Origin of the sequence: Brevundimonas naejangsanensis, assembly GCF_000635915.2 — a bacterium.
Taxonomy (GTDB): domain Bacteria; phylum Pseudomonadota; class Alphaproteobacteria; order Caulobacterales; family Caulobacteraceae; genus Brevundimonas; species Brevundimonas sanguinis.
On record NZ_CP015614.1, the window covers coordinates 1,776,380 to 1,797,083 of the forward strand.

At 67.2% G+C, this 20,704-nt stretch carries 18 protein-coding genes; 7 read left to right on the plus strand and 11 right to left on the minus strand.

The window, feature by feature from the left end; all coding sequences use genetic code 11:
- Positions 1 to 73: 73 nt before the first annotated feature.
- Genes DA69_RS08405 through DA69_RS08415 form a run of 3 tightly spaced genes read left to right on the plus strand, consistent with a single transcriptional unit; the run spans position 74 to position 1,410 of the window.
- Complete coding sequence (locus DA69_RS08405; RefSeq protein WP_025978186.1) at positions 74 to 679, plus strand: UbiX family flavin prenyltransferase; 606 nt, start codon at positions 74 to 76, stop codon at positions 677 to 679.
- Positions 676 to 1,146: a TIGR02444 family protein gene (locus DA69_RS08410; protein ID WP_025978185.1), complete on the plus strand. Its 471-nt coding sequence runs from the start codon at positions 676 to 678 to the stop codon at positions 1,144 to 1,146. Before DA69_RS08405 ends, DA69_RS08410 begins: the two co-directional genes overlap by 4 nt.
- 39 nt (positions 1,147 to 1,185) lie before the next feature.
- Positions 1,186 to 1,410 carry a YdcH family protein gene (locus DA69_RS08415; protein WP_025978184.1) on the plus strand — a complete coding sequence of 75 codons (225 nt, stop codon included), beginning with the start codon at positions 1,186 to 1,188 and terminating at the stop codon, positions 1,408 to 1,410.
- Here the strand turns inward: DA69_RS08415 and DA69_RS08420 are convergent.
- The 4 genes from DA69_RS08420 to DA69_RS08435 form a co-directional block, all read right to left on the minus strand.
- A complete protein-coding gene (locus tag DA69_RS08420; RefSeq protein ID WP_024353296.1) occupies positions 1,407 to 1,880 on the minus strand; it encodes an Lrp/AsnC ligand binding domain-containing protein in 474 nt (157 codons plus the stop codon). The genes DA69_RS08415 and DA69_RS08420 overlap by 4 nt on opposite strands.
- 142 nt (positions 1,881 to 2,022) lie before the next feature.
- Positions 2,023 to 3,822: a DUF885 domain-containing protein gene (locus tag DA69_RS08425; protein WP_025978183.1), complete on the minus strand. Its 1,800-nt coding sequence runs from the start codon at positions 3,820 to 3,822 to the stop codon at positions 2,023 to 2,025.
- Positions 3,823 to 3,911: 89 nt separating this feature from the next.
- On the minus strand, positions 3,912 to 6,857 hold the full coding sequence (locus tag DA69_RS08430) for a TonB-dependent receptor domain-containing protein (protein ID WP_025978182.1): 2,946 nt from the start codon (positions 6,855 to 6,857) through the stop codon (positions 3,912 to 3,914).
- Positions 6,858 to 6,937: 80 nt separating this feature from the next.
- Positions 6,938 to 8,542 (minus strand): amidohydrolase family protein, encoded by a 1,605-nt coding sequence (locus tag DA69_RS08435; RefSeq protein ID WP_025978181.1) that lies wholly within the window; start codon positions 8,540 to 8,542, stop codon positions 6,938 to 6,940.
- Positions 8,543 to 9,001: 459 nt separating this feature from the next.
- On the opposite strand from DA69_RS08435, the gene DA69_RS08440 reads away from it, so the two are divergent.
- A complete protein-coding gene (locus DA69_RS08440; RefSeq protein ID WP_025978180.1) occupies positions 9,002 to 10,405 on the plus strand; it encodes an amino acid permease in 1,404 nt (467 codons plus the stop codon).
- 44 nt (positions 10,406 to 10,449) lie between these two features.
- Here the strand turns inward: DA69_RS08440 and DA69_RS08445 are convergent, their stop codons facing one another.
- Positions 10,450 to 11,052 carry a GGDEF domain-containing protein gene (locus tag DA69_RS08445; RefSeq protein ID WP_025978179.1) on the minus strand — a complete coding sequence of 201 codons (603 nt, stop codon included), beginning with the start codon at positions 11,050 to 11,052 and terminating at the stop codon, positions 10,450 to 10,452.
- 127 nt (positions 11,053 to 11,179) lie between these two features.
- Here DA69_RS08445 and purE point away from each other — a divergent pair, with 127 nt between their 5' ends.
- Together purE and DA69_RS08455 are read left to right on the plus strand one after the other, a co-directional pair.
- Entirely contained in the window at positions 11,180 to 11,686 is a 507-nt protein-coding gene (purE, locus tag DA69_RS08450) for a 5-(carboxyamino)imidazole ribonucleotide mutase (RefSeq protein ID WP_025978178.1), read from the plus strand.
- Complete coding sequence (locus tag DA69_RS08455; protein ID WP_025978177.1) at positions 11,686 to 12,759, plus strand: 5-(carboxyamino)imidazole ribonucleotide synthase; 1,074 nt, start codon at positions 11,686 to 11,688, stop codon at positions 12,757 to 12,759. Before purE ends, DA69_RS08455 begins: the two co-directional genes overlap by 1 nt.
- A 39-nt stretch (positions 12,760 to 12,798) precedes the next feature.
- Here DA69_RS08455 and DA69_RS08460 read toward each other — a convergent pair whose 3' ends face one another.
- Positions 12,799 to 13,464 (minus strand): COQ9 family protein, encoded by a 666-nt coding sequence (locus DA69_RS08460; protein WP_025978176.1) that lies wholly within the window; start codon positions 13,462 to 13,464, stop codon positions 12,799 to 12,801.
- Between the two features lie 190 nt (positions 13,465 to 13,654).
- Between DA69_RS08460 and rpsU the strand changes: the two genes are divergently transcribed.
- A complete protein-coding gene (gene rpsU, locus DA69_RS08465) occupies positions 13,655 to 13,888 on the plus strand; it encodes a 30S ribosomal protein S21 (protein ID WP_087139870.1) in 234 nt (77 codons plus the stop codon).
- Positions 13,889 to 14,229: 341 nt separating this feature from the next.
- On the opposite strand, the gene DA69_RS08470 is transcribed toward rpsU, so the two are convergent.
- From DA69_RS08470 to serA, 5 genes are all read right to left on the minus strand, one after another.
- Positions 14,230 to 15,672 (minus strand): ABC transporter permease, encoded by a 1,443-nt coding sequence (locus tag DA69_RS08470; RefSeq protein WP_025978175.1) that lies wholly within the window; start codon positions 15,670 to 15,672, stop codon positions 14,230 to 14,232.
- A complete protein-coding gene (locus DA69_RS08475; RefSeq protein ID WP_025978174.1) occupies positions 15,669 to 16,634 on the minus strand; it encodes an ABC transporter ATP-binding protein in 966 nt (321 codons plus the stop codon). The genes DA69_RS08470 and DA69_RS08475 overlap by 4 nt, the downstream gene beginning before the upstream one ends.
- A 108-nt stretch (positions 16,635 to 16,742) precedes the next feature.
- Positions 16,743 to 17,369 carry a M23 family metallopeptidase gene (locus DA69_RS08480; RefSeq protein ID WP_025978173.1) on the minus strand — a complete coding sequence of 209 codons (627 nt, stop codon included), beginning with the start codon at positions 17,367 to 17,369 and terminating at the stop codon, positions 16,743 to 16,745.
- A 193-nt stretch (positions 17,370 to 17,562) separates the two neighbouring features.
- Positions 17,563 to 19,365, minus strand: a complete 1,803-nt coding sequence (locus tag DA69_RS08485; RefSeq protein ID WP_025978172.1) for an autotransporter domain-containing esterase — start codon at positions 19,363 to 19,365, stop codon at positions 17,563 to 17,565.
- Between the two features lie 99 nt (positions 19,366 to 19,464).
- Complete coding sequence (serA, locus tag DA69_RS08490; RefSeq protein ID WP_235599248.1) at positions 19,465 to 20,694, minus strand: phosphoglycerate dehydrogenase; 1,230 nt, start codon at positions 20,692 to 20,694, stop codon at positions 19,465 to 19,467.
- Positions 20,695 to 20,704 lie beyond the last annotated feature (10 nt).

The following is a 20,704-nucleotide window of genomic DNA, read 5'->3' on the forward strand; positions in this document are numbered from 1 at the left end:
GGTGTGGAATCACATTGCGGTGACCCTCGCCGCTCCGGACACGGACAGGTTGGAGGCGAATTTGGCCGATGTTGTGAACTCGGCCGTTGGGGCGGCGGCGCCCTCTCGGCTAGTCGTTGGAATCTCTGGCGCTTCCGGCGTCGTCTATGGCGCGCGCGTGCTGGACGCCCTGCGCGAACTGGGCGTCGAGAGCCATCTGGTCGTCACCCGCGCCGCCCTGCTCACTTTGTCGCAGGAGACCGATCTCACTCCAGACGAGCTGACCGGCAAGGCCGATGTGGTCCATCGGCTGAACGACGTGGGCGCGACCATCTCCTCCGGGTCCTTCCGAACCCTGGGCATGATCGTCGCGCCCTGCTCGGTGCGGACGATGAGCGAGATCGCCACGGGCGTGACCTCCACCCTTTTAACCCGCGCCGCCGATGTCGTGCTGAAAGAGCGCCGCCCTCTGGTGCTGATGGTGCGCGAGACGCCGCTGCACCTGGGCCACCTGCGCACCATGACGGCGCTGGCCGAGATGGGCGCCGTCATCGCCCCGCCCCTGCCCGCCTTCTACGCCCGGCCCGAAAGCCTGGAGCAGATGGTCGACCAGTCGGTCGGCCGGGCGCTGGACGTCTTCGGCCTGGACTGGGCGCCGGTGCGGCGCTGGGAAGGGCTGAAGGGCGGGGCCGGGGCATGAGCGACGACCTGTGGACCTGGGCCTGCGCCGCCTATGCCGCGCCGGGCGTGAGCGAGGCTTGCCTGTCGCTGCAGGACTATCACGAGCAGAACGTGCCCCTGCTGCTGTGGGCGGCGTGGACGGCCGTCACCGGCCGTCGCCCTGACGAGGAGACGATCGAGGCCGGCTGTGACACGGCGCGCGCCTGGCACACCACGACCATAGCGCCGCTGCGCGCGGTGCGTCGCACCTTGAAAGGGCCGGTGCCGGACCTTGAAACCGACGCTCGTCTGGCGGTGCGCGCACAGGTTAAGGCCGCCGAACTGGCCGCCGAGCGCCATCTGCTGGAAGGCCTGCAGAGCCTGTCCCCCGCCCCTTCCGGCCCTGCGCGCCCTGCCGTGGACGCCATGGCTGATGCGGCGCGCCTGTGGGACCGCGTGGTGCCGCGACCAGGGTTGAGAACCCTGGCCGACCTGCTTCCGAGCTGACCCCGGCTCAGCTATAACCACCTAGTCCGGGGCCCGATGATGAACGACGACGAACCTTACCTGTCCGAAGAAGACGAGGCGCTGCGCGCCGAGCTGGCCCGCCTGCTGCAGGAGCACGCCGACCTGGACGCTTCTATCGAGGCGCTGGGCCATATGCCTGCGCCCGATCAGCTGATGATCGCCCGGCTCAAGCGCAAGAAGCTGGCCCTGCGCGACGATATCGTGAAGCTGCAGGATCAGATCCTGCCCGACATCATCGCCTAGAGCGGCAGGACCGAAGTGTCCTTGACCTCTTCCATGACGGCGTAGGTCCGCGTTTCGCGCACGCCTGGCATGGTGATCAGGGTGTCGGCCAGGAAGACGCGATAGGCCGCCATGTCCTTCATCCGCACCTTGACCAGATAGTCGAAGCCGCCGGCGACCATGTGGCACTCCAGCACCTCGGGCGAGCGCCGGATGCGGTCTGCGAACTGATCGAAAATGTCCGAGGTCGTGCGGTCCAGCAGCACCTCGATGAAGATCAGCAGTTCCCGCTCGGCGAACTTCGGATCGATCAGCGCCGTATAGCCGACGATCACGCCCCGCTCTCGCAGGCGGCGAACCCGTTCAAAGCACGACGACGCCGACATGTTGCAGGCGGACGCCAGGTCCTGGTTGGTGATGCGGCCATCCTGCTGCAACACCCTCAGGATTCGGCGATCCGCGTCATCCAACTTGTAATCCGCTGTGTTCATGCGCGGCTCCCCCTTACGCATCTACCCTACTCCGACTTTGTCAAACCGCCTGCTGATCCGCAATGGATCAGCAGGCGGTGGAGACCAACGACCTGGGAGAAAATCGTCGGCCAGAACGATCGCCCGTCAGAAAAACGGCCGTCTACTCGGCGCGGCGAGCCCCGGCCGCCTGTTTGCTCTGGGCGATGAATGCCTCCATCTCGGCGGTCATGGCCGGAATGGTGGCGACGCCCAGCGCCAGCAGGTGATCGTGGAACGCCTTGATATCGAAGTTCGCGCCCAACTCGGCCTCGGCATGACGGCGCAGGCGCACGATTTCAATCTCGCCCAGCTTGTAGGCCAGGGCCTGCCCGGGCCAGGTGATGTAACGGTCGATCTCGGTGCCGACCTCATGGTCCGAAAGGGCCGTGTTGCCGCTCAGGAAGGTGATGGCCTGGTCGCGGGTCCAGCCCTTGGAATGCAGGCCGGTATCGATCACCAGGCGCGCCGCGCGCCACATCTCGTAGTTCAGGCGTCCGAAATCCTCATAGGCGTCTTCATAGATGCCCATCTCGACGGCCAGTTTTTCCGTGTAGAGCGCCCAGCCCTCCCCGAAGGCGGAGATCCCCGCCTGCGAACGCCATTCCGGCAGTTCGGCGTGCTCGCGACGCAGGACGCCGTGCCAGGCGTGGCCAGGGTTGCACTCGTGCACCGTCAGGGCCGGGATATTGTAGCGCGGCCGCGAGGGCAGGTCATAGGTGTTCAGCAAGCACGCGCCATTGCCGCCGCGGCCCGCCGTATAGAAGGGCGCGATGGCCGGCGGGACCGGGATCAGGCTGAAGGTGTCGCGCGGCTTCAGGTTGAAATACTGCCCCATCTTGCCGTCGACCTTCTTGATCACCCAGGCGCCGTGCCACAGCAGATGCTCGGGCTTGTCGTACTGGAACTGGCGATCGGTCTTCAGGAAGGTGAGGAACTCGGCGAAGCTGCCGGTCCAGCCGGTGCTGCGCATCACCGCTTCCATCTCGGCGCGGATTCGGGCGACCTCGGCGCGGCCGATCTGATGGATCTGGTCCGGCGTCAGGTTGACGCTGGTGTATTGGCGAATCTGCGTCTGATAGAAGTCGTCGCCGTTCGGCAGACGGTTAGCGCCCAGGGTGTCGCGCGCGCCCGGCACATATTCGTCACGGATAAAGCTGAGCAGGGTGCGGTGCGCGGGCACGACCTGCTGCTGGATCACCTGGACAGCCTCGGCGCGCAGGCGCTGCCTGTCTGCCTCCGAAATCGTCGACGGCATGTCGATGAAGGGCTTGTAGATCGGGTTGGCTTGCGGATCCGTCGGCTCTGTCACGGCCAGGATGGAGACGTCCCGTCCGACCAGCGAAGCCTTGGGCTGGGTGAAGCCGCGCGCCAGTCCGGCGCGCATATTGGCGATCTGCTGGTCGAAATAGCGCGGCGTGTCGCGCAGCTGGGACAGGTAGCGGTCATAGTCCTCCACCGAAGTGAAGGTCTGGTTCGCCATGCCCGAGATCGAGGACCAGAACGAGCTGTCCGAGTTGAAGGGCATCTCGTACAGGCGATGGCGGCCGTCATCGACGAAGTTGTCGATCTGATGCTTGTAGACGGCGTAGTTGGTGCGCTCGGACGGCGACAGCTGATCCGGCGAAATGGCGTTCAAGCGACGCTGGATTTCGGTCCAATAGGCCAGGCGGCGCTGCTGGGTGGCGGCGCTGACGTCCGGCAGATTGGTCGGTTTGGCAGCGCGAGACGGAATCTCATTCCGGCGCCAGGCGTATTCCTCGTCGGCGATGGCGCGGAATTGGGCGTCAAGGGCGCTGGCGGTCGTCGCCGTGGCCGTGGCGGGCGCCGAGGCCGATGCCGCCGACGCCGTCGTCGGCAGGGCGGCGAGCGCCAGAACGCCCGCCGCGGCGGCGATGGCGCTATATGCGGTCAGGGTCTTCATCAGTTTCTCCCCTTTGTCGTGGGGACGCCCCCTCGAGGCCCCCAGCGTGAAAAGCCGCCCGTCGCCGGGCGGCTTTCCCTAGTTGCGGATCAGAAGCGTGCGTTGACGCCGATGTAGGCGTAACGGCCCAGGTTGTTGTAGATGCTGGCGTTGAAACCGGTGTTCAGCGACGTGCCGGTCCAGGTGAACGGCGTCTGCGGCGGCTCCTCATTGGTGAAGTTGTTCACCCCTGCGAAGACCGAGAACTTGTCGAAGCGGTATTCCGCCCGCAGGTCGTGGGTCAGCCAGGACGGCGCCTTGTAAGGCTCATAGGCCCCTGCCGGATCCTGATTGCTGCGCACCATGCTGCTCAGATACTGGTTGGCGTAGGACAGCGAGACCCGGTCGTAATCCCAGGTGACGCGGAAGTTCATCCGGCGCTTGGGATTGGGCAGTTCGCCCGCCTGCTCGTCGCGCACGCTGGGGTCGCCCGGGACCGGATCATAGGTCAGGTCTTCCAGGAAGCCCGCCGCAGCACTGAAGGACAGCGAGCCGTAGTCCGGCAGTCCCAGCTTGGCCAGGTCCGTGCGGTAGGAGGCCGTCACGTCCCAGCCCGAGTTGGTGTACTCGGCCACGTTCAGCACCTGGTTCAGCACGCGGGTGATGTTGCCGTCCGCGCCGCGCGCCACGCTGGCGCAGAACGGGTTGTTCAGGTCCGGACTGTCGACGCAGTTGTTGATGATGTTGCGGAAGCCCAGCGAGGCGATCACGTCGCTGATCTTGATGTCGTAGTGGTCGATCGTCAGGGCGAAGCCCGGCAGGATCGACGGCGTCAGCACCACGCCCAGGGTCAGGGTCTCGCCCTCTTCAGGGTTCAGGGCGGAATTGCCCTGGCTGACCACCGGCCGCGTCGCGGTTGACTGCACGAAGTTCGGGCTCAGGCCCAGGGCCGCGCAGTTCGCCTTGCGGTTGGCCGGGGCGTTGCCCAGGTTCAGGCGGGTCGCGTCGCAGGGATCGTCGATCAGGCTGTAGCCTTCGCTGCCGCCGCCGAACAGTTCGTTGATGTTCGGCGAGCGCACTGCCTTGGCGTAGTTGCCGCGGAAGCGGATGTCGCGGTTGACCGTCCACTCCAGGCCCAGGCCGTAGCTGCTGTCGCCGCCCGTGGTGGTGTAGTCCTGGTAGCGATAGGCCGCCGTCAGATCCAGGTATTGGACGAAGGGGACATCCGCCAGCAGCGGCAGGTTGATCTCGCCGAAGACTTCCTTGGACTCATAGCGTCCCTCGGTGATCTGCTGGGCGTTCTGGAAGATCAGGCCCTTTTGCGAGGTGATGTCCGGCACCGAGCGCGCATATTCCTTGCGCCACTCCACGCCCGCCGCGAAGGCGACCGGCAGGCTCGTTCCGCTGAACAGCGAGGGGTAGGAGAACAGCTCCCCGTTGACGCTGGCCACCGCGTTCCACTGGCGGGTCAGGTCGTTCCGAACGGTGTAGATGTAGGAGTAGTCGATCGCTTCCTGCGAAGCGACGCCGGCGCCGAACAGGTTCAGCGGCTGACAGCCGCGGGCGCGGGCGTCAGCGCTGCGGCAGACGATCTGGCCATTCAGATTGATGGCGTCGATCGACTCGTAGAACTCCTTCTGCAGCCGGTCGAAGTTGGTGAACTCCGACTTGGTCTGGCCGTAGTTGGCGTAAACTTCGAACCGCCAGCCATTGCTGAAGGCGCCGTCGAACCCGGTCACGAAGCGGGTGGTGTCGTACACGCTCTCATAGGTGCGGATGCCGAAGTCGCGGTCGTTGCGGGTGATGTCGAAGCGCGCCACCCCGGCGGCGGCCAGCATGGCCTTCAGGTCAGCGGGCAGGAAGGCGTTGTCGGCCTGGATGCGGTAGGCGTTGCCCGTCGCCGTGCCGGGCACGTCGCCGGCGAAGGTGCCGTTCTCGCGCTGGCTGGTCGCTTCGGTGTGGAAATACTTGCCCTCGGCGAACAGGTTCAGTTCGGTGATGTAGTCGTTCGACGGCTGGAACTGGTGACGCAGCTGCAATTCGCCGCCGTAACGCTCGACCGGGGTGCGCAGGGCGTCTTCGCGGAACTTGAAGCCGTCGCCGCCGATCGAGACCTTCTGCGGACGCCCGGCGCCGTCGACCACGATCTGTCCGCGGTCGAAGGGAACCAGCTTGCCGTCCGGCGTGAAGGTCAGGCTGTAGGCCGCATTGCCGCCGATGGGCGTGACGATCACCGGGGTGAAGCTGTCGTTGGTGATGTTCGTATAGACGTCCCGCGCCATGATGAAGGACGGCAGGCCGTCGTTCGGGCTCTTCTTGTTCGGGTTCGGGATGTAGGCCAGGCCGCTCATCGCGTAGTCGCGCTCGTGCCGGTACAGGCCCTCGGTCTTGTCATAGGTGCCGGCGGCCATGATGTTGGTGCGGCCGTCGTTGAAGTTCCGACCGACGGCGACCGAGCCGTAGTAGGTGTTCGGACCTTCAGCCGAACCGTACTGGGCCTGGGCGGCGACGCCGTCGAAGTCCTGCTTGGTGATGAAGTTGACCACGCCGGCCACGGCGTCCGCGCCGTACACCGCCGAAGACCCGCCCGTCACCGTGTCGACACGGGCGATGGTGGTCTTGGAGATGGTGTTGACGTCCACGGCGCTGGTGCCGCTGGACCCCGCCACATGGCGGCGACCGTTGACCAGGACCAGGGTCCGGCTGGCTCCGAGGTTGCGCAGGTTCAGCGTCGCCAGGCCCTGGCCGGCCACCGTATTGGTGGTGCTGGACGCCGAACTGCCCAGGCCGACCTGCGGCTGGCGCGCCATGGCGTCGATCAGGTTGGTGACGCCGATGTTCTCGATTTCCTGTGCGTCGACCACGTTGACCGGGGTCGAGGCTTCGACGTTCGGGCGGCGGATACGCGAGCCGGTCACCACGATGTCGGCGACGGCGCTGGCTTCCGGGTCGCTCGCCGGAGTTTCAGATTGCGCCCAAGCGGGCTGGGCGGCGGCGGCCGTGACGGCCAGACCGGCGATCATGGTGCCGGTCTTCAGGTACGCAGACAGTCTCATTGAATCACCCCTCGTTTTTTTGATGTGAAGCACGGGCGCGCCCTCCCCATTAGGCAGCGCCCGGCTCGTCCGTTGTTGGTTCAGCGCCCTCCTTGCGCCTCGCCTCGTTCGGCTTTTTGCCGCTCGACCATGGCCCGCACGTCGGCCAGCAGGGCCGGCGCGTCGTAGGCGACGCCGCGCGCCACCGTCCAACGCACCCCGCCGACCGTCTCGATGCGGTTCTCAGGGCTCAGGCGCTCATGCCCGGTGCCGTAAAGCGTCTTGAAGTTGGCCAGCGGGTTCTCGGTCGTGATGACCAGATCCGCGCTCATGCCCGGCCGCACGATGCCGAAGGTCGGCGCCTTGCCGGTCGGCTCGGCCAGGGTCATGGCGCCGTCCATCGTCGCGGCGCGCACGATCTCCAGCGGATGGAAGCCCGCCTCCTGAAGCAGCTCCAGTTCTTCGACGTAGCCAAAGCCGTACAGCTTCCAGATGAAGCCCGAGTCCGACCCGACCGTCACCCGGCCGCCGACCTTCTTGTAGTCGTTCAGCAGCCGCATGAACCGCTCATAGAAGCGGCGCCACGCCACCTCGTTCGAGGTCGTCCAGTCGAAGAAGTAGCTGCCGTGGTTGTCGCGCGTCGACTGGAAGTAGTCGGCCAGCGTCGGCAGGGTGTAGGTCTGGTGCCACGGCGCATTGCGGGCCTTCATCAGGTCGCGCGACGCCGCATAGATGGTCATCGTCGGATCGAAGACGACGCCCGCCTCCTTCTGGGCCTCCAGATAGGCGTACCACTGCGGCGAGCCGGGCTCGACCTCGTCCCAGATCTCGGCCGCCTCGCCGAACCGCTTCTGCTCGTCGTAGAAATTATAGTCGGTCGGATAATTCTGGATCGTCCGTCCGCCCAGCAGGGATTCGAAGTGGCCGTAGAAGTGGGTGATGGTCCCCAGGCCCGCCGCCGCCAGCTGTTCGGCGTTCAGCTGCGCCACGCCCGGCTGGGCGATGTGGGCCACGGTGCCCATGCCGACCTTCTTGGCCTCGTCGAGCGCGGCCAGGACCACCTCGGGCGTCTCGTCGCCGCGCAGGAAGAACTTGATCCCGTCCACGCCGTTGGCCGCGCCCCAACGCACCCATTCACGCGCCATCTCCGGATTGCGGATGCGGCCGCGCGACCAGCCCGAGCCGATGGTCTGATAGTTGTAGATGCGCGGTGCGACGATCTCGCCCCGGGCCGAGCGGGCCTTTTCCGACACGGCGATGTCATGCGGCGCCAGGCTGACGCCGCGCACCGTCGTCACGCCGTGGGCCAGCCACAGCTTGTAGACATACTCCAGGTCCGGCGCCTTCTGAGGGCTGCCGCCGTGGGCGTGGGCGTCGACGAAGCCCGGCATGACATACATGCCGCGCGCGTCGATCTCGTGCGCGGCGTTCAGCGGCGGACGGCCCTCGCGTTCCGGCAGGCCCGGCCAGCCGGCCTGAATGATGTCGGTGATCTTGTCGTTCTCGATGACGATGTCGACCGGCCCCATCGGCGGCGCGCCCGTGCCGTCGATCAGCATGGCGCCGCGGACCACCATCAGCGGATAAGGGCCGTATCCCTCGCCCGCCCGGCGCGCCGGCGCCGGGTTCAGGCTGGCGCGCGCCGGAGCCGCCTGGGTTTGAGCCTGAGCTTGGGCCGAAGCCACGCTCGGCGCCGTCGCCAGCATCAGGGCGGCCGCACAGGCCGCGCCGGCGCCGCTGAAGATAGACCTAGTCTCTAAACGAGTCCGCAAGCTCCAATCCCTCCCAAGATCGACGGTCTTTCAGACCCGTGCCAGCGCAAGTCGGGCCCCTCAGCCCGACGCCAATTCGCTACCACCCCAAAGCAGACAAGAGTTTCGGATATTCTCCACCCTGCGGAATAAAATTCACGAAGAAGCGGCCAGACGTATACGTTCTTCGAAACCCAATATTTCTGACCTATAAAGCGAAAGAGGCGTTGTTTATCCGGCAATTCTGATTTTATGATCCCCTGAAGGCGATAAAACGCGGCAGATTGGGGTCGTTTTTTTTAGCCACGTTCGGCCGACGATCGCGCTGCGCGCCAAGAATGCTGCGCCACATCGACGGTATCCCGAATATTTTCTGTTCTACCGAATAACATTCGCAACGTCTGGGGAAGACGCATGAGTTTCTTGACACGTCGCAAGGCCCTGCCTGCGCTGGGGGGCGCAGCACGCAAGGTCGATGGGCTGAAGCCCACTCTGTCCTGGCCGCACCTGGTCGCCCTGGGCGTCGGCGCCATTGTCGGCACCGGTATCTACACTCTCATCGGCGTGGGAGCGGAACGGGCAGGTCCGGCGGTCATGCTCGCCTTCGTCATCGCAGGGATCGTCTGCGTCTGCGCCGCCCTGGCCTATGCCGAACTGGCGACGATGATCCCCGAGTCGGGCTCAGCCTACACCTATTCCTACACCACGCTGGGCGAGGGCGCGGCCTGGATGGTCGGTTGGAGCCTGATCCTGGAATACACCGTGGTCTGTTCGGCGGTGGCCGTCGGCTGGGCGGGGTATTTTTCGGGGATGATGGAGGGCATCGGCATGGGCCTGCCCGCCGTGCTGACCTCGGCGCCGTCGCAGGGCGGCATCGTCAACCTGCCGGCCGTCGTCATCGTCGCCGCCGTGGCGGGTCTGCTGGTCGCCGGCACCAAGGAAAGCGCCTCGATCAACGCCGCCCTGGTGGTGGTCAAGATCGCCGCCCTGATCGCCTTCGTGGCCATCGCCCTGCCCCACTTCAACGCCGACAACCTCAAACCCTTCATGCCGTACGGCTTCTCGCACGGGGTCGGGGCTCAGACCGGCGTGATGGCGGCGGCGGCCATCATCTTCTTCGCCTTCTACGGCTTCGACGCCGTAGCCACGGCGGCCGAGGAAACCCGCAACCCCGCCCGCGACCTGACCATCGGCATCATCGGTTCGATGGTGGCCTGCGTCGCCATCTATATGGCCGTGGCCATCGCCGCCCTGGGCGCCATGCCCTTCACCGAGTTCATGAAGTCGCCCGAGCCGCTGTCGCACATCATCCGCACCGTCGGCTCGGACCTGTGGGCCACCCTGATCGCGGGCGCGGCGGTCGTCGCCCTGCCGACCGTCATCCTGGCCTTCATGTTCGGCCAGAGCCGCATCTTCTTCGTCATGGCGCGCGACGGCCTGCTGCCGCGCAGCCTGGCCCATGTGTCCAAGCGGTCCGGCGGCCCGGTCCGTGTGACGGCGGGAACGGCCGTCCTGATGGCGATCATCGCGGGCTTCATCCCCCTGGGCGACCTGGCCGCCCTGGCCAACGCCGGGACGCTGGCGGCTTTCGCCTCGGTCGGCCTGTGCCTGATCGTGCTGCGTCGCCGCGAGCCGAGCCGCCCGCGCGTCTTCCGCGCCCCGGTCTGGTGGCTGGTGGGGCCGATCGCCATCGCCGGCTGCATCTATCTGTTCTTCAGCCTGCCGGCCTCGACCCAGATCAACTTCGTCATCTGGAATGTGATCGGGGTGGCGGTCTATCTGCTCTACAGTCGGCGCAACAGCCTGCTGAACGGCTAAGAAACAAGGGCGCCGAGGCAGACCTCGGCGCCCTTTTCAATTCGTCAGCGCGTCGCTTCCGGCCGTGTTTTCTTGCGCAGCCACATGGCCGCGTCCGCCTCGGCCAGCCAGATGTCGGCATCCGCCTGTCCGGCGAATGCGCGCACGCCGAAGGAGCCGCCCAGGGGCAGACGCTCGCCTTGCCAGACGAAGCCTTCGCTGTTCAGCGCCTCGCTCAGCCGCCGCGCCTTCTCGCGCCCTTCCTCGGCGCCTGCGTTCATCAGCACCACGGTGAACTCATCCCCGCCCATGCGGCCCACGGCGTCGGACTCGCGGACATTCGCCATCAGCAGCTCGGCCACAGCGATCAGGGCCGCGTCGCCCGCAGCATGGCCCAGGCGGTCGTTGATTCCCTTGAACCCGTCCAGATCGAGATACAGCAGCGCCGCCTCGACCCCGTGGCGGCGGCAATAGGCCAGATTGCGCGCCAGCACCGTCATGAAGCCGCGCCGGTTCAGCGCCGGCGTCAGCACGTCGTGATCGGCCAAGGCCTCGGCCCGTTCAGCCCGCTCGGTCAGGGCCGCTATCTCGGCGTGCAGACGCGTGATCTCGGCCTGCAAGTCCGCCTTCGCGTCCGCAGCGGTCGTCTGTTCGGCCAGGTGGTTCAAGGCAGGCTCCGACGCCGCATTTCCGGCCGACTCACGGCCCCACGACGCAGCTGAGTCTAGCGTCCTCGGTTGCGGGCGCAACGCGGGTGCTGTAACGGGCCGCTTTCCGCATGGGGAGCCTTTGCGCATGACCGCCTCCACGCCGCCGGCCACGACGCCTCCTGTCGCCATCATCATGGGCAGCCGCTCCGACTGGCCCACGATGAAGCTGGCCGCCGACCGCCTGGACCAGTTGGGCGTCGCCTGGGAGGCCAAGGTCGTCAGCGCCCACCGCACGCCCCAGCGCCTCTATGACTTCGCCACCACGGCCAAGGACAAGGGCTTCAAGGTCGTGATCGCGGGCGCTGGGGGCGCGGCCCACCTGCCGGGCATGGCCGCCTCGATGACCGACCTGCCGGTGCTGGGCGTGCCGGTCCAGTCCAAGGCGCTGAAGGGCCTCGATTCCCTGCTCGCCATTGTCCAGATGCCCGGCGGCGTGCCCGTCGCGACCCTGGCTATCGGCGAGGCGGGCGCCGCCAACGCCGGCATTCTGGCGGCGCAGATCCTGGCCCTGTCCGATTCCGCTATCGCCGAGCGTCTATCCGCCTTCCGCGCCGCCCAGACCGAATCCGTCGCCGAAAGCGTCGAAGACTGATGCCCGATCTTCCCCTGCCTCCCGGTTCGACCCTCGGCATTCTCGGCGGGGGTCAGTTGGGCCGGATGTTGGCGCAGGCCGCCGAACGTCTGGGCTTCGACGTGGTGATCCTCGATCCCCAGCCGGACTGCCCGGCCGCCCGCGTCTCGCGCGCCCAGATCACCGCCCCCTATGACGACCCCGACGCCCTGCAGGCCCTGGGCCGTCTGTGCGACGTCGTCACCTTCGAGTTCGAGAACGTCCCCGCCGCCTCGGTCGAGACCCTGGCCGAGGCCGGCGCCCTGGTCGCGCCGGGACCGACGGCTCTGGCTGTGGCTCAGGACCGGGTGGATGAGAAGACCTATCTGAATGCCGTCGGCGCCCCGACCGTTGATTTCGCCGCCGTGACGACGCTGGACGACCTGACCGCCGCCATCGACCGCCTAGGCCTGCCCGCCCTGCTGAAAACCCGCCGCGAAGGTTATGACGGCAAGGGCCAGGTCTGGATCCGCGACGCCTCCGACGCCCAGGCCGCCTTCGACGCCATCGGCCGCCGCCCCGCCGTGCTGGAGGCCGCCGCCGTCTTTAATCGCGAGCTGTCTGTGATCGCCGCGCGCGGCCGCGACGGCGCCGTCGCCGTCTATCCCTTGGGCGAGAACGTCCACCAGAACGGGGTGCTGAAGACCACCACCGCCCCCGCCGCCGTCGATCCGGCCACGCAAGGACGCGCCGAAGCCATCGCCGCTGCGGTGCTGGACGGCCTGGACTATATCGGCGTCATGGGCATCGAACTGTTCGACATGGGCAGCGGAGAGTTGCTGGTGAACGAGGTCGCCCCGCGCGTTCACAACACCGGCCACTGGACCCAGGACGGCTGCGTCTGCGACCAGTTCGAGCAGCACGTCCGCGCCGTCGTCGGCTGGCCGCTGGGCCCGAGCAACGCCCATGCCCGCATCGAGATGACCAACCTGCTGGGCGACGAGGTCGATCAATGGCGCACGCTGGCCGCCGAGCCGAACGCCCGGCTGCACCTCTACGGCAAGCACGACGCCCGGCCGGGACGGAAGATGGCGCACGTCAACCGCATCCTCTGAACCCTTCCACAGCCTTCCCTCTCCCGATGGGAGAGGGTGTTACGCCTTGGCGCCGTAGCGCAGCCGCCCCAGCGCCTCGGTGATCGAGCGCACGGGCGCGTCGAAATCCTTGCCCGCCTTCCACTTCTCGAAGGCCATGACGTTTTCGATGCGGCGAGCGACAAAGGCTTCCGCCGCCTCGCGCCCGTCGAACCAGCGCATGGTCAGGGCGGGAATCAGGATTCCGCCCAGAATCGCCCGCTTGGAGTAGTGATTCTGGTCCGTCGCCGTGTCCCCGGCCCAACGCCAGAGATGATCCGCCGTCCCCCACGCCAGCTTGAAGCCCAGATCCACATTGGTCGGCAGGCTGAGGAAGCCCGCGCAACGCTTGGCCGCTTCGATGTCCTGCGCCCCCGCCTCCATCCGCGCCGAGACGGCGGCGGCGATTCGTTCGCGAATCTTCATCGTCGATGCGGGCGTGGCTTCCAGCGCCTTCAAGGCGCGCGCGTCGTGGCGGCGCGACAACAGGACCGCCAGATCGCGCGCCCCGTTAGGCAGCAGCAGCTCCTGGTCGCCTAGCGACAGGCCGCACGCCTCGCACGCGGCGCGCGTCAGGCGCGCGTTCCAGCCCAGCGCGGGCGCGCGTTCTATGGCCGCGTCCAGAACGGCCTGTTCGGTGCGGTCGGCCCAATCGCCTTTCGGTGCGGTCTCGGCTGTCTCGGTCATGGGCGGCACGATACGCCCATACGGCGGGCGTTTCGACCCATCACGATTAGGCGCGACGATCTGGACACGCCCCCCCCGATCATGTATCAGCGCGCCTTCACTCGAGAGGGCTTCCTCTTGAGCGTGGTTTTGTTTTGTCTGCCCGTCTCCCTTGGAAAGGACGCGGCGGGCGGCCAAAGGAGAGAGACCCCTGGTTCAGATTTTTGTCCGCGACAACAATGTCGATCAGGCGCTGAAAGCCCTGAAGAAGAAGATGCAGCGCGAAGGCAGCTTCCGTGAAATGAAGCGTCACGTGCACTTCGAAAAGCCGTCGGAAAAGCGCGCTCGCCAAAAGGCCGAAGCCGTCCGTCGCGCCCGCAAGCTGGCTCGCAAGCGCGCCCAGCGCGAAGGCCTGCTGCCGGCCCCGAAGGGTCGCGGTCGCTAAGGCCGACTGACGCCTGAAAGATCAAAGGCCGCCCCGGTTCGCCGGGGCGGCCTTTTTCTTTGTCTGGGTCCAGGCCGCCCCCAGCGCTCTCTCCCCTCTCCCCTCTCCGTCATCTTCGGACTTGATCCGAGGATTCAGTTATCCGTTGCCTCGCTCTTTCCGATTCAGCGCCGCGTTCGGGGCCTCGCCCGATCCTCGGATCAAGTCCGAGGATGACAGAGCTAAGGGGCGACGACACAGGCAAAGAAAAAGCGGGAAGACGCCGCCGCCTTCCCGCTTCCAATCAGGGCGCCCCCTGCCCTTCCCCCATCAAGGGGGGAAGGGAGAGGCATTGCCTCGCCTCACCGCCCCGTCACGGCGCCCATGAAGCTCTTCCAACTCAGCTTCACGTCGGACAAGGCGCCGGCGCGGAAGGCGCGGCCCGCCGCCCAGACCATCAAGGCGGCGAATAGGAACATGCCGACCAGGCCGCCGATCATTTCGATCAGAGGCGGCCCGCTGGGCGCGCGGGCGGCCATGACGAAGGGGGTGAAGGGCGGGATCAGGCTGATCACCTTCACCACCATGGCGTCCGGCGTGCGGATGGCCATTTGCATGACTAGGATCGGCACGATCAGCACCATCATGATCGGCCCCATCAGGGTCTGGGCGTCGCGCGGCGTGTCACAGAAGGCGCCGATGGCGGCGAACAGCACCGCATACATCAGATAGCCCCCGACCAGCAGCAGCAGGAACCAGACGAACAGGCCGTCGGTCAGCAGCACCGAGCCGATGTCGCGCGCCACGTCAGGCATGCTCGCCATCAGGCCGATGGCGCCGATGCCGCCCCAGGCGCCCAGCACGGCCAGGGTCAGCAGGGCCACGCCCAGCACCTTGCCCGTCAGGATCTCGGTCGCCGAGGCCGAGGACAGCAGGACCTCCAGGATCTTGTTCGACTTCTCCTCCATCACGCTGTTCAGCAGGATCGAGGCGCCGGTCATGACGAGAGACCACAGGATGAAGCCCACCGCCAGGCCGACGAGGACCGGCAGCTTGTCGCGGAACGACACCTCTCCGCCCGACGCGGCGCGCGGCGAGAAGACAGACACTTCAGGCCGGAATCGCTCGGTCTGCGCCACCACCGAGGGATCGATGCCGCTGGACACGAAGACGCGGCTGCGGTTGGCGGACTTCAGGGCGTCGCGCACGGCGTCTTCCACAACATCGTCGGTGGCGCGGCCGGTCCAGACGCGCGCGCCGGGTTGGCCGTCCTTTTCGGTCAGGAAGACGACGGCGTTCAAACGCTCGCCCTCAGGCGCGTCCTTATCGACATAGCGGCGGGCCAGGGCGTCGCGCGCCTCGCCGGGCGCAGCGGCCAGCAGGTCAGCCGGCGCCTCGACCAGCTCAAACGAACGCTTTGGCGTCTTGAAGCCAGCGGCGGCGCGCGGCGCCTCCTTCTTCAACGCCTCCAGCCCGGCGTCGAAGCCGCCCTTCTCAGCGGCCTCGCGCACGCGGTCCCCGCCCGCCGTTCCCGCCTCGGGCACGGCCGCAAGGCGCAGGGCGGCGATATCGGCGCGCCCGCGTTCCGTCTCCAGGGCCTGGCGCACGGCGGCGGCCAGACCCGACCCGGCCGGGGTTTCGTCTATGATGACGGCTTCGCGCTGAGGCTCTGCATGTTTCATCAACACCGGAATGGCGCCGCCCAGCACGGCGAACAGCGGAAAGGCCAGCAGGGACAGCCAGAAGCCGACCGTCTTGGCGTAGGCCAGAAACTCGCGGCGCGCGATCAGAAGAATGCGGCTCATCGCGCGGCCTCCATCTTGTCGGTCTTGGCGACGGACTGATCCTCGTCCGGGTGGTCGCCGGTCAGGGCGATGAAGGCGTCGTGCAGGGTCGGCTCCTTCATCTGGAAGCGCCGCACGTCCAGCCCGCCCAGGAAGGCGGCGCGCAGGGCGGATTGCGCCTCCGCCCCCGGCGCCAGGCCGACGCGCAGGGTGCTGACGGCGCCCTCCTCCGCCAGGATCTCGATGCCGCTGACGCCCGGCAGGGCGGCGACCGCGTTGCGGTCCAGCGCCCCTTCCAGCTCCAGAAAGCGCGGCGATGTTGCGCGCGCCTGATCCACCGTGCCCTCGAAGGCCTTACGCCCCCGGGCCAGCAGCACGACCTTGTCGCACAGGCGCTCGGCGTGCTGCATCACGTGGGTCGAGAACAGCACCGTCGCCCCATCGGCGGCCAAGGCGCGGATCATGGCTTCCAGCCCCTGCTGGTTCATCGGGTCCAGCCCGGAGAACGGTTCGTCCAGGATCACGAACTCGGGCTGATGCACCACCGATGCGATCAACTGGACCTTCTGGGCCATCCCCTTGGACAGCTCCTTCATCTTCTTCTTGCTGGCCTCGCCCAGGCCCATCTGCTCCAGCATCTCGCGGCCGCGACGGCGCCCCTCGGGCAGGGGCAGGCCCTTCAGGCCGCCGAAGAAGGCGATGGCGTCCACCGGCGTCATCTTCTTATAGAGGCCGCGCTCCTCGGGCAGGAAGCCGATCCGGTGGCGCACCTTGCGGCCGTCGTCGGCGCCCAGAATGTCGATGCGTCCGCTGGTGGCCGGCTGCAGTCCCAGGATCATCCGCAGGGTCGAGGTCTTGCCCGCCCCGTTGGGCCCCAGGAAGCCGCAGATCGAGCCTTTCTCGACCTGGAAGCTCAGGTCGGAGACCGCCTGGAAGCCTCCGTATCTCTTGCTGATTCCGTCCAGCGTCAGCGCCGCGACCATTCGGTTCCCCTGCGATAATTCAAGGGTCGAAGGTAAGGGCGCGAGCCGCTTCGAGTAAAGCAACTTTTACATTACGGTTTAGTCATGATGCCGCGCCGCCTGATGCGGTCAGACCGGCGCCTTCACCCGGATATCGAAGCTCTGTCCGACGATCTTGGCGGGGTCGACCTGACCGCCGTTGCGGCGGACCTCGAAATGCAGGTGCGGGCCGGTCGAATAGCCAGTCGAACCGACCAGGCCGATGCGCTCGCCCGCCTCCACCGTCTTGCCCGAATGGACGTCGATGCGGCTGAGGTGGCCGTACAGGCTGGTCATGCCGTTGGGATGCTGCACCTCGATGAAGTTGCCGTAGCCGCCCGCCTGATAGCCGGCGCGCAGCACCTTGCCTTCGGTCGTGGCGAAGACTCCTGTGCCGGTCGGGGCGGCGATGTCCACGCCCTTGTGCGCCCGGGCCTTGGCTTCGATCGCCAGCTTGCGCAGGCCGAACGACGAGTTGATGCGATATCCCTTCACCGGGGCTTCGAAGACGATCTTGCGCGTCACCGGACCGGCGGGCTCCGCCACCGCCTTTACGGGCGGGGCGATGGGGGCCGACACTTCGACGACCTTCTCAGGCGCGGCGGCGATCATGCCGACGGGCGCAGCGGCCATCGCCAGGACCGACAGGGCGACCAGGGCGCCGGTTTGACCAAAACGGATGACATGCGGCCGAACGGCCGGGGGGACTAGACGCATACTCAAACGACTCATTCTGAGCGCTTCGTCAGCGCGGGGGAGCCGTCAGGAAGGCGCGAACACGCACGCAAAGCGAACAACCAAGGCTCGCCGACGGCCGGATTTGACCGCCTTTTGCAATTTCACCGGGACATGAATGGGGCGCCCCGAGGGCGACACGGCGTCGCACCTCGGGAACCTTCGTTTTGCAACTCTACAGCGGCAGGCTGAACTTCACCGCCGCCATATGGCTGTCGGCATGGTCGCCGAAACGGCCCTTGTAGCCGATCGAGACCTTCAGTCGCTCCATGACCGTGCCCTCGATCCCGGCGGCGGCCAACACCTGCCCGCCGAACGGCAGGTCCACGTCGCGGGCCAACACCTTGGCCGGATTGCCGAGGATGCCGGTGCGCACCGCGTCGCTGTCGTCGCTGAGGCTGTCGCGATAGCCGCCCTCGGCGTAGAAGCGGACGCGCTCGGTCCCGCCCTCGGCGCGCAGGGCGATCTCGGCCGTCGTCGCCTGCACCGAACGGTCGGCATAGGCGTATTGCGCCGCCGGTCCCTGCTCGCTGAAGCCGTCCACATCGGCGTTGATCCAGGCCACCGCCGCGCGCGGCGACAGGGCGAACCCGCCCATGTCGAACCACATCCCGCCCTGCAGCCGCGCCCCGGTCGAGACGCCGCGCGTCGAGCCGCTGTGGACGATCGGCGCCAGGCTGGTCAGCCGGTTGATGTCGTTGAAGTCGTCCTGGGCCACGCCCGCCGCGGCGTTGACGAACAGGTCGCCCGCGCGCCAGCCGCCGTAGACGTCCAGTCCGAAGCTGTCGATGTCCGCGCGCAGGGCGCCCGCGTCGACATCGGCGTTGCGATAGGAACCGGACAGGCCGAAACGCCATGTCTCGCTGCCCGACTCCAGGGCGATGCGCACGCCGTAGCCGTCGGACGTCGCCTTGCCGATGGCGCCGCGCGCGTCCGTCTCGGTCTTGTCGGCAAGGGCGCCGACCGAGATCGAGGTCCCGCCCATCCACGCCTCGCGCCCCGACAGAGCCGCCGTCGAACCGTCCAGCGCGTCCTCTCGGTGACGCCACGCCGTCTCGCCCAGCACGGCCGTCTGGCTGCCCAAGTCGCCGTAGTAGAGGTAGTCGTTCGCCAGCCGCGCGATCAGCTCATGCCCCTTGGCCGTCGGATGCACTCCGTCGAAATAGAAGTAGGAGTCAGGGTTAGAGCACACGGTCACGCCGTTGAAGCAGGCCTGCGTCACGTTCGACACGCCAAAGGCGCTGGGGTTGCCGGAAATCACATCGCCGACCTTGAACAGGTCCATCAGGATGATGTTGGTCCCCGGCCTCGCCGCCGCCGTTGCGTTCAGCCCGGTCAGCAGGGCGCCGTTGAAGGTCGTGACGGCGAAATCCGCCAGCGGCGCGGCCGGCGTGGCCCGGAACTGCGGCGTCAGACTGAGCTTGGGCAGGTTGGTGACCAGCACCGTCCCCGCTCCCGCCTGGGCGATGCTATTGACGATGAAGTTCATGTCTGACGCAGCGCCTAGGGCCACGGGCGTAATGGCGCCGGTCGGATTGGTCGAGGCCCCGGCCGCGGGCAGCCCCTGGAAGATGTTGTTCGCCCCGCCCAGGACGCTGACCAGATCATTCGCGCCGAACGTCCCGCCGCGCTGCAGATACTGGGCCAGTTGCAGCCGCATCCCCAGGGGTTGAGCCTGGCTGTCCGTGCGCGCGCCGCCGAAGGCGTAGTTGATGCTGCCCGTCACAGGGCCCATGAAGTTGGCGGCGTTGAAGCCCAGCCGTTCGGTAAAGACCGGACCGTTGGAGAATCGCCCCGCGCCATAGGGCGGCGAGGCCGGCGTCGATCCGCCGGTCGCCAGATAGAGGTTGCCGTTGTCCGAAAGGCTGTCGCCGAACACCACCAGACGGCTGTAGCTCTGGGCCGAGGCGGCCCCGGCGACAGACACGGCGGCCAGGCTCAGGGCGGCCAGCGCCGCTCCGCGAAGAAGACGAGTCATCGCAATCCCTCCCATCGACCGTCAGTATGCGGCCGTTAAACCGCACTCTGCGCCGCTTTTCTCAGGACGCAAGATGCCCCTGGGGAAGGTGATCGATGATCAGTGCAATCGGCGGAAGCGGATCGTGCCCGGAAGCTGCTTCAGCGCCGTCAACGCCTCGCGGTCATAGTCGCGGTCCACGTCGGTGATGACATAGCCGGTGCGCTCGTCCGTCTTCAGGTGCTGGCCCAGAATGTTCAGGCCCGCATCCGACAGCGCGCGGTTCAGTTCGGCCAGCACGCCCGGCTGGTTCCTGTGGATGTGGAGCAGACGGTGCGCGCGGCTCACCTCGGCCAGTTGCACGTTCGGCAGGTTGACGCAGAAGGTCGTGTCGCCCCGGTTCAGATAGCCCAGCAGACGCTCTGCCGCGAACTCGGCGATGGCTTCCTGCGCCTCTTCGGTCGAGCCGCCGATGTGCGGAGTCAGGATGGTCTTGTCCAGACCGATCAGCGGGCTGTCGAACGGGTCGGCGTTGGTGCGCGGCTCCTCGGGGAAGACGTCGACCGCCGCTCCGCCCAGACGGCCGGACTTCAGCGCCGCCGCCATAGCGTCGACATCTACCACATGGCCGCGCGACAGGTTCAGGAACAGGGCGCCCGGCTTCATCCTGGCGAACTGATCGGCCCCGATGATGGCGGTGTTTTCCTTGCGGCCGTCGACGTGCAGCGTCACCACGTCCGCCTCGGCCAGCAAAGCGTCCAGCGAGCGCATCCGACGGGCGTTGCCCAGCGCCAGCCGCTCGGACAGGTCGTAGAACAGCACTCGCATGCCCAGGTTCTCGGCCAGCACCGACAACTGGCTGCCGATGGCGCCGTAGCCGACGATGCCCAGCGTCTTGCCGCGCACTTCGCGCGAACCGGTCGCGGACTTGTTCCACTTGCCCTTGTGCATCTCGCGCGACTTGTCCGTCACGTCGCGCATCAGGACGATCATCATGCCGATGGCCAGTTCGACCACCGAGCGGGTGTTGGAATAGGGCGCGTTGAACACCGCCACGCCCTTGTCCGCCGCTGCGTCCAGGTCGACCTGGTTAGTGCCGATGCAGAATGCCGCCACGGCCATCAGGCGGTCCGCCGCGTCCAGCACCTTGCGGCTGACGTTGGTCTTGGACCGGATGCCCAGGACGTGCACGCCCTTGATCGCCTCGATCAGGTCGTCCTCGTCCAGCGCGCCCTTCACCGTCTCGACGGTATAGCCCGCCTCCTCCAGCCGCTCGACGGCGGCGGGGTGGACGTTCTCCAGCAGCAACATGCGGATGCGGTTGCGCGGGTAAGACCAGCGCCCGGCCACGCCCTCGGCG

Coding starts and splice junctions, on each gene's coding strand:
- DA69_RS08440 (WP_025978180.1), top strand. CDS start 9,002: ATGAGTTTCTTGACACGTCGCAAGGCCCTGCCTGCGCTGGGGGGCGCA.
- DA69_RS08425 (WP_025978183.1), bottom strand. CDS start 3,822: ATGAAGACCCTGACCGCATATAGCGCCATCGCCGCCGCGGCGGGCGTT.
- DA69_RS08460 (WP_025978176.1), bottom strand. CDS start 13,464: ATGACCGAGACAGCCGAGACCGCACCGAAAGGCGATTGGGCCGACCGC.
- DA69_RS08410 (WP_025978185.1), top strand. CDS start 676: ATGAGCGACGACCTGTGGACCTGGGCCTGCGCCGCCTATGCCGCGCCG.
- DA69_RS08455 (WP_025978177.1), top strand. CDS start 11,686: ATGCCCGATCTTCCCCTGCCTCCCGGTTCGACCCTCGGCATTCTCGGC.
- DA69_RS08430 (WP_025978182.1), bottom strand. CDS start 6,857: ATGAGACTGTCTGCGTACCTGAAGACCGGCACCATGATCGCCGGTCTG.
- DA69_RS08480 (WP_025978173.1), bottom strand. CDS start 17,369: ATGCGTCTAGTCCCCCCGGCCGTTCGGCCGCATGTCATCCGTTTTGGT.
- DA69_RS08485 (WP_025978172.1), bottom strand. CDS start 19,365: ATGACTCGTCTTCTTCGCGGAGCGGCGCTGGCCGCCCTGAGCCTGGCC.
- DA69_RS08415 (WP_025978184.1), top strand. CDS start 1,186: ATGAACGACGACGAACCTTACCTGTCCGAAGAAGACGAGGCGCTGCGC.
- purE (WP_025978178.1), top strand. CDS start 11,180: ATGACCGCCTCCACGCCGCCGGCCACGACGCCTCCTGTCGCCATCATC.
- DA69_RS08475 (WP_025978174.1), bottom strand. CDS start 16,634: ATGGTCGCGGCGCTGACGCTGGACGGAATCAGCAAGAGATACGGAGGC.
- DA69_RS08435 (WP_025978181.1), bottom strand. CDS start 8,542: ATGCTGGCGACGGCGCCGAGCGTGGCTTCGGCCCAAGCTCAGGCTCAA.
- DA69_RS08420 (WP_024353296.1), bottom strand. CDS start 1,880: ATGAACACAGCGGATTACAAGTTGGATGACGCGGATCGCCGAATCCTG.
- DA69_RS08470 (WP_025978175.1), bottom strand. CDS start 15,672: ATGAGCCGCATTCTTCTGATCGCGCGCCGCGAGTTTCTGGCCTACGCC.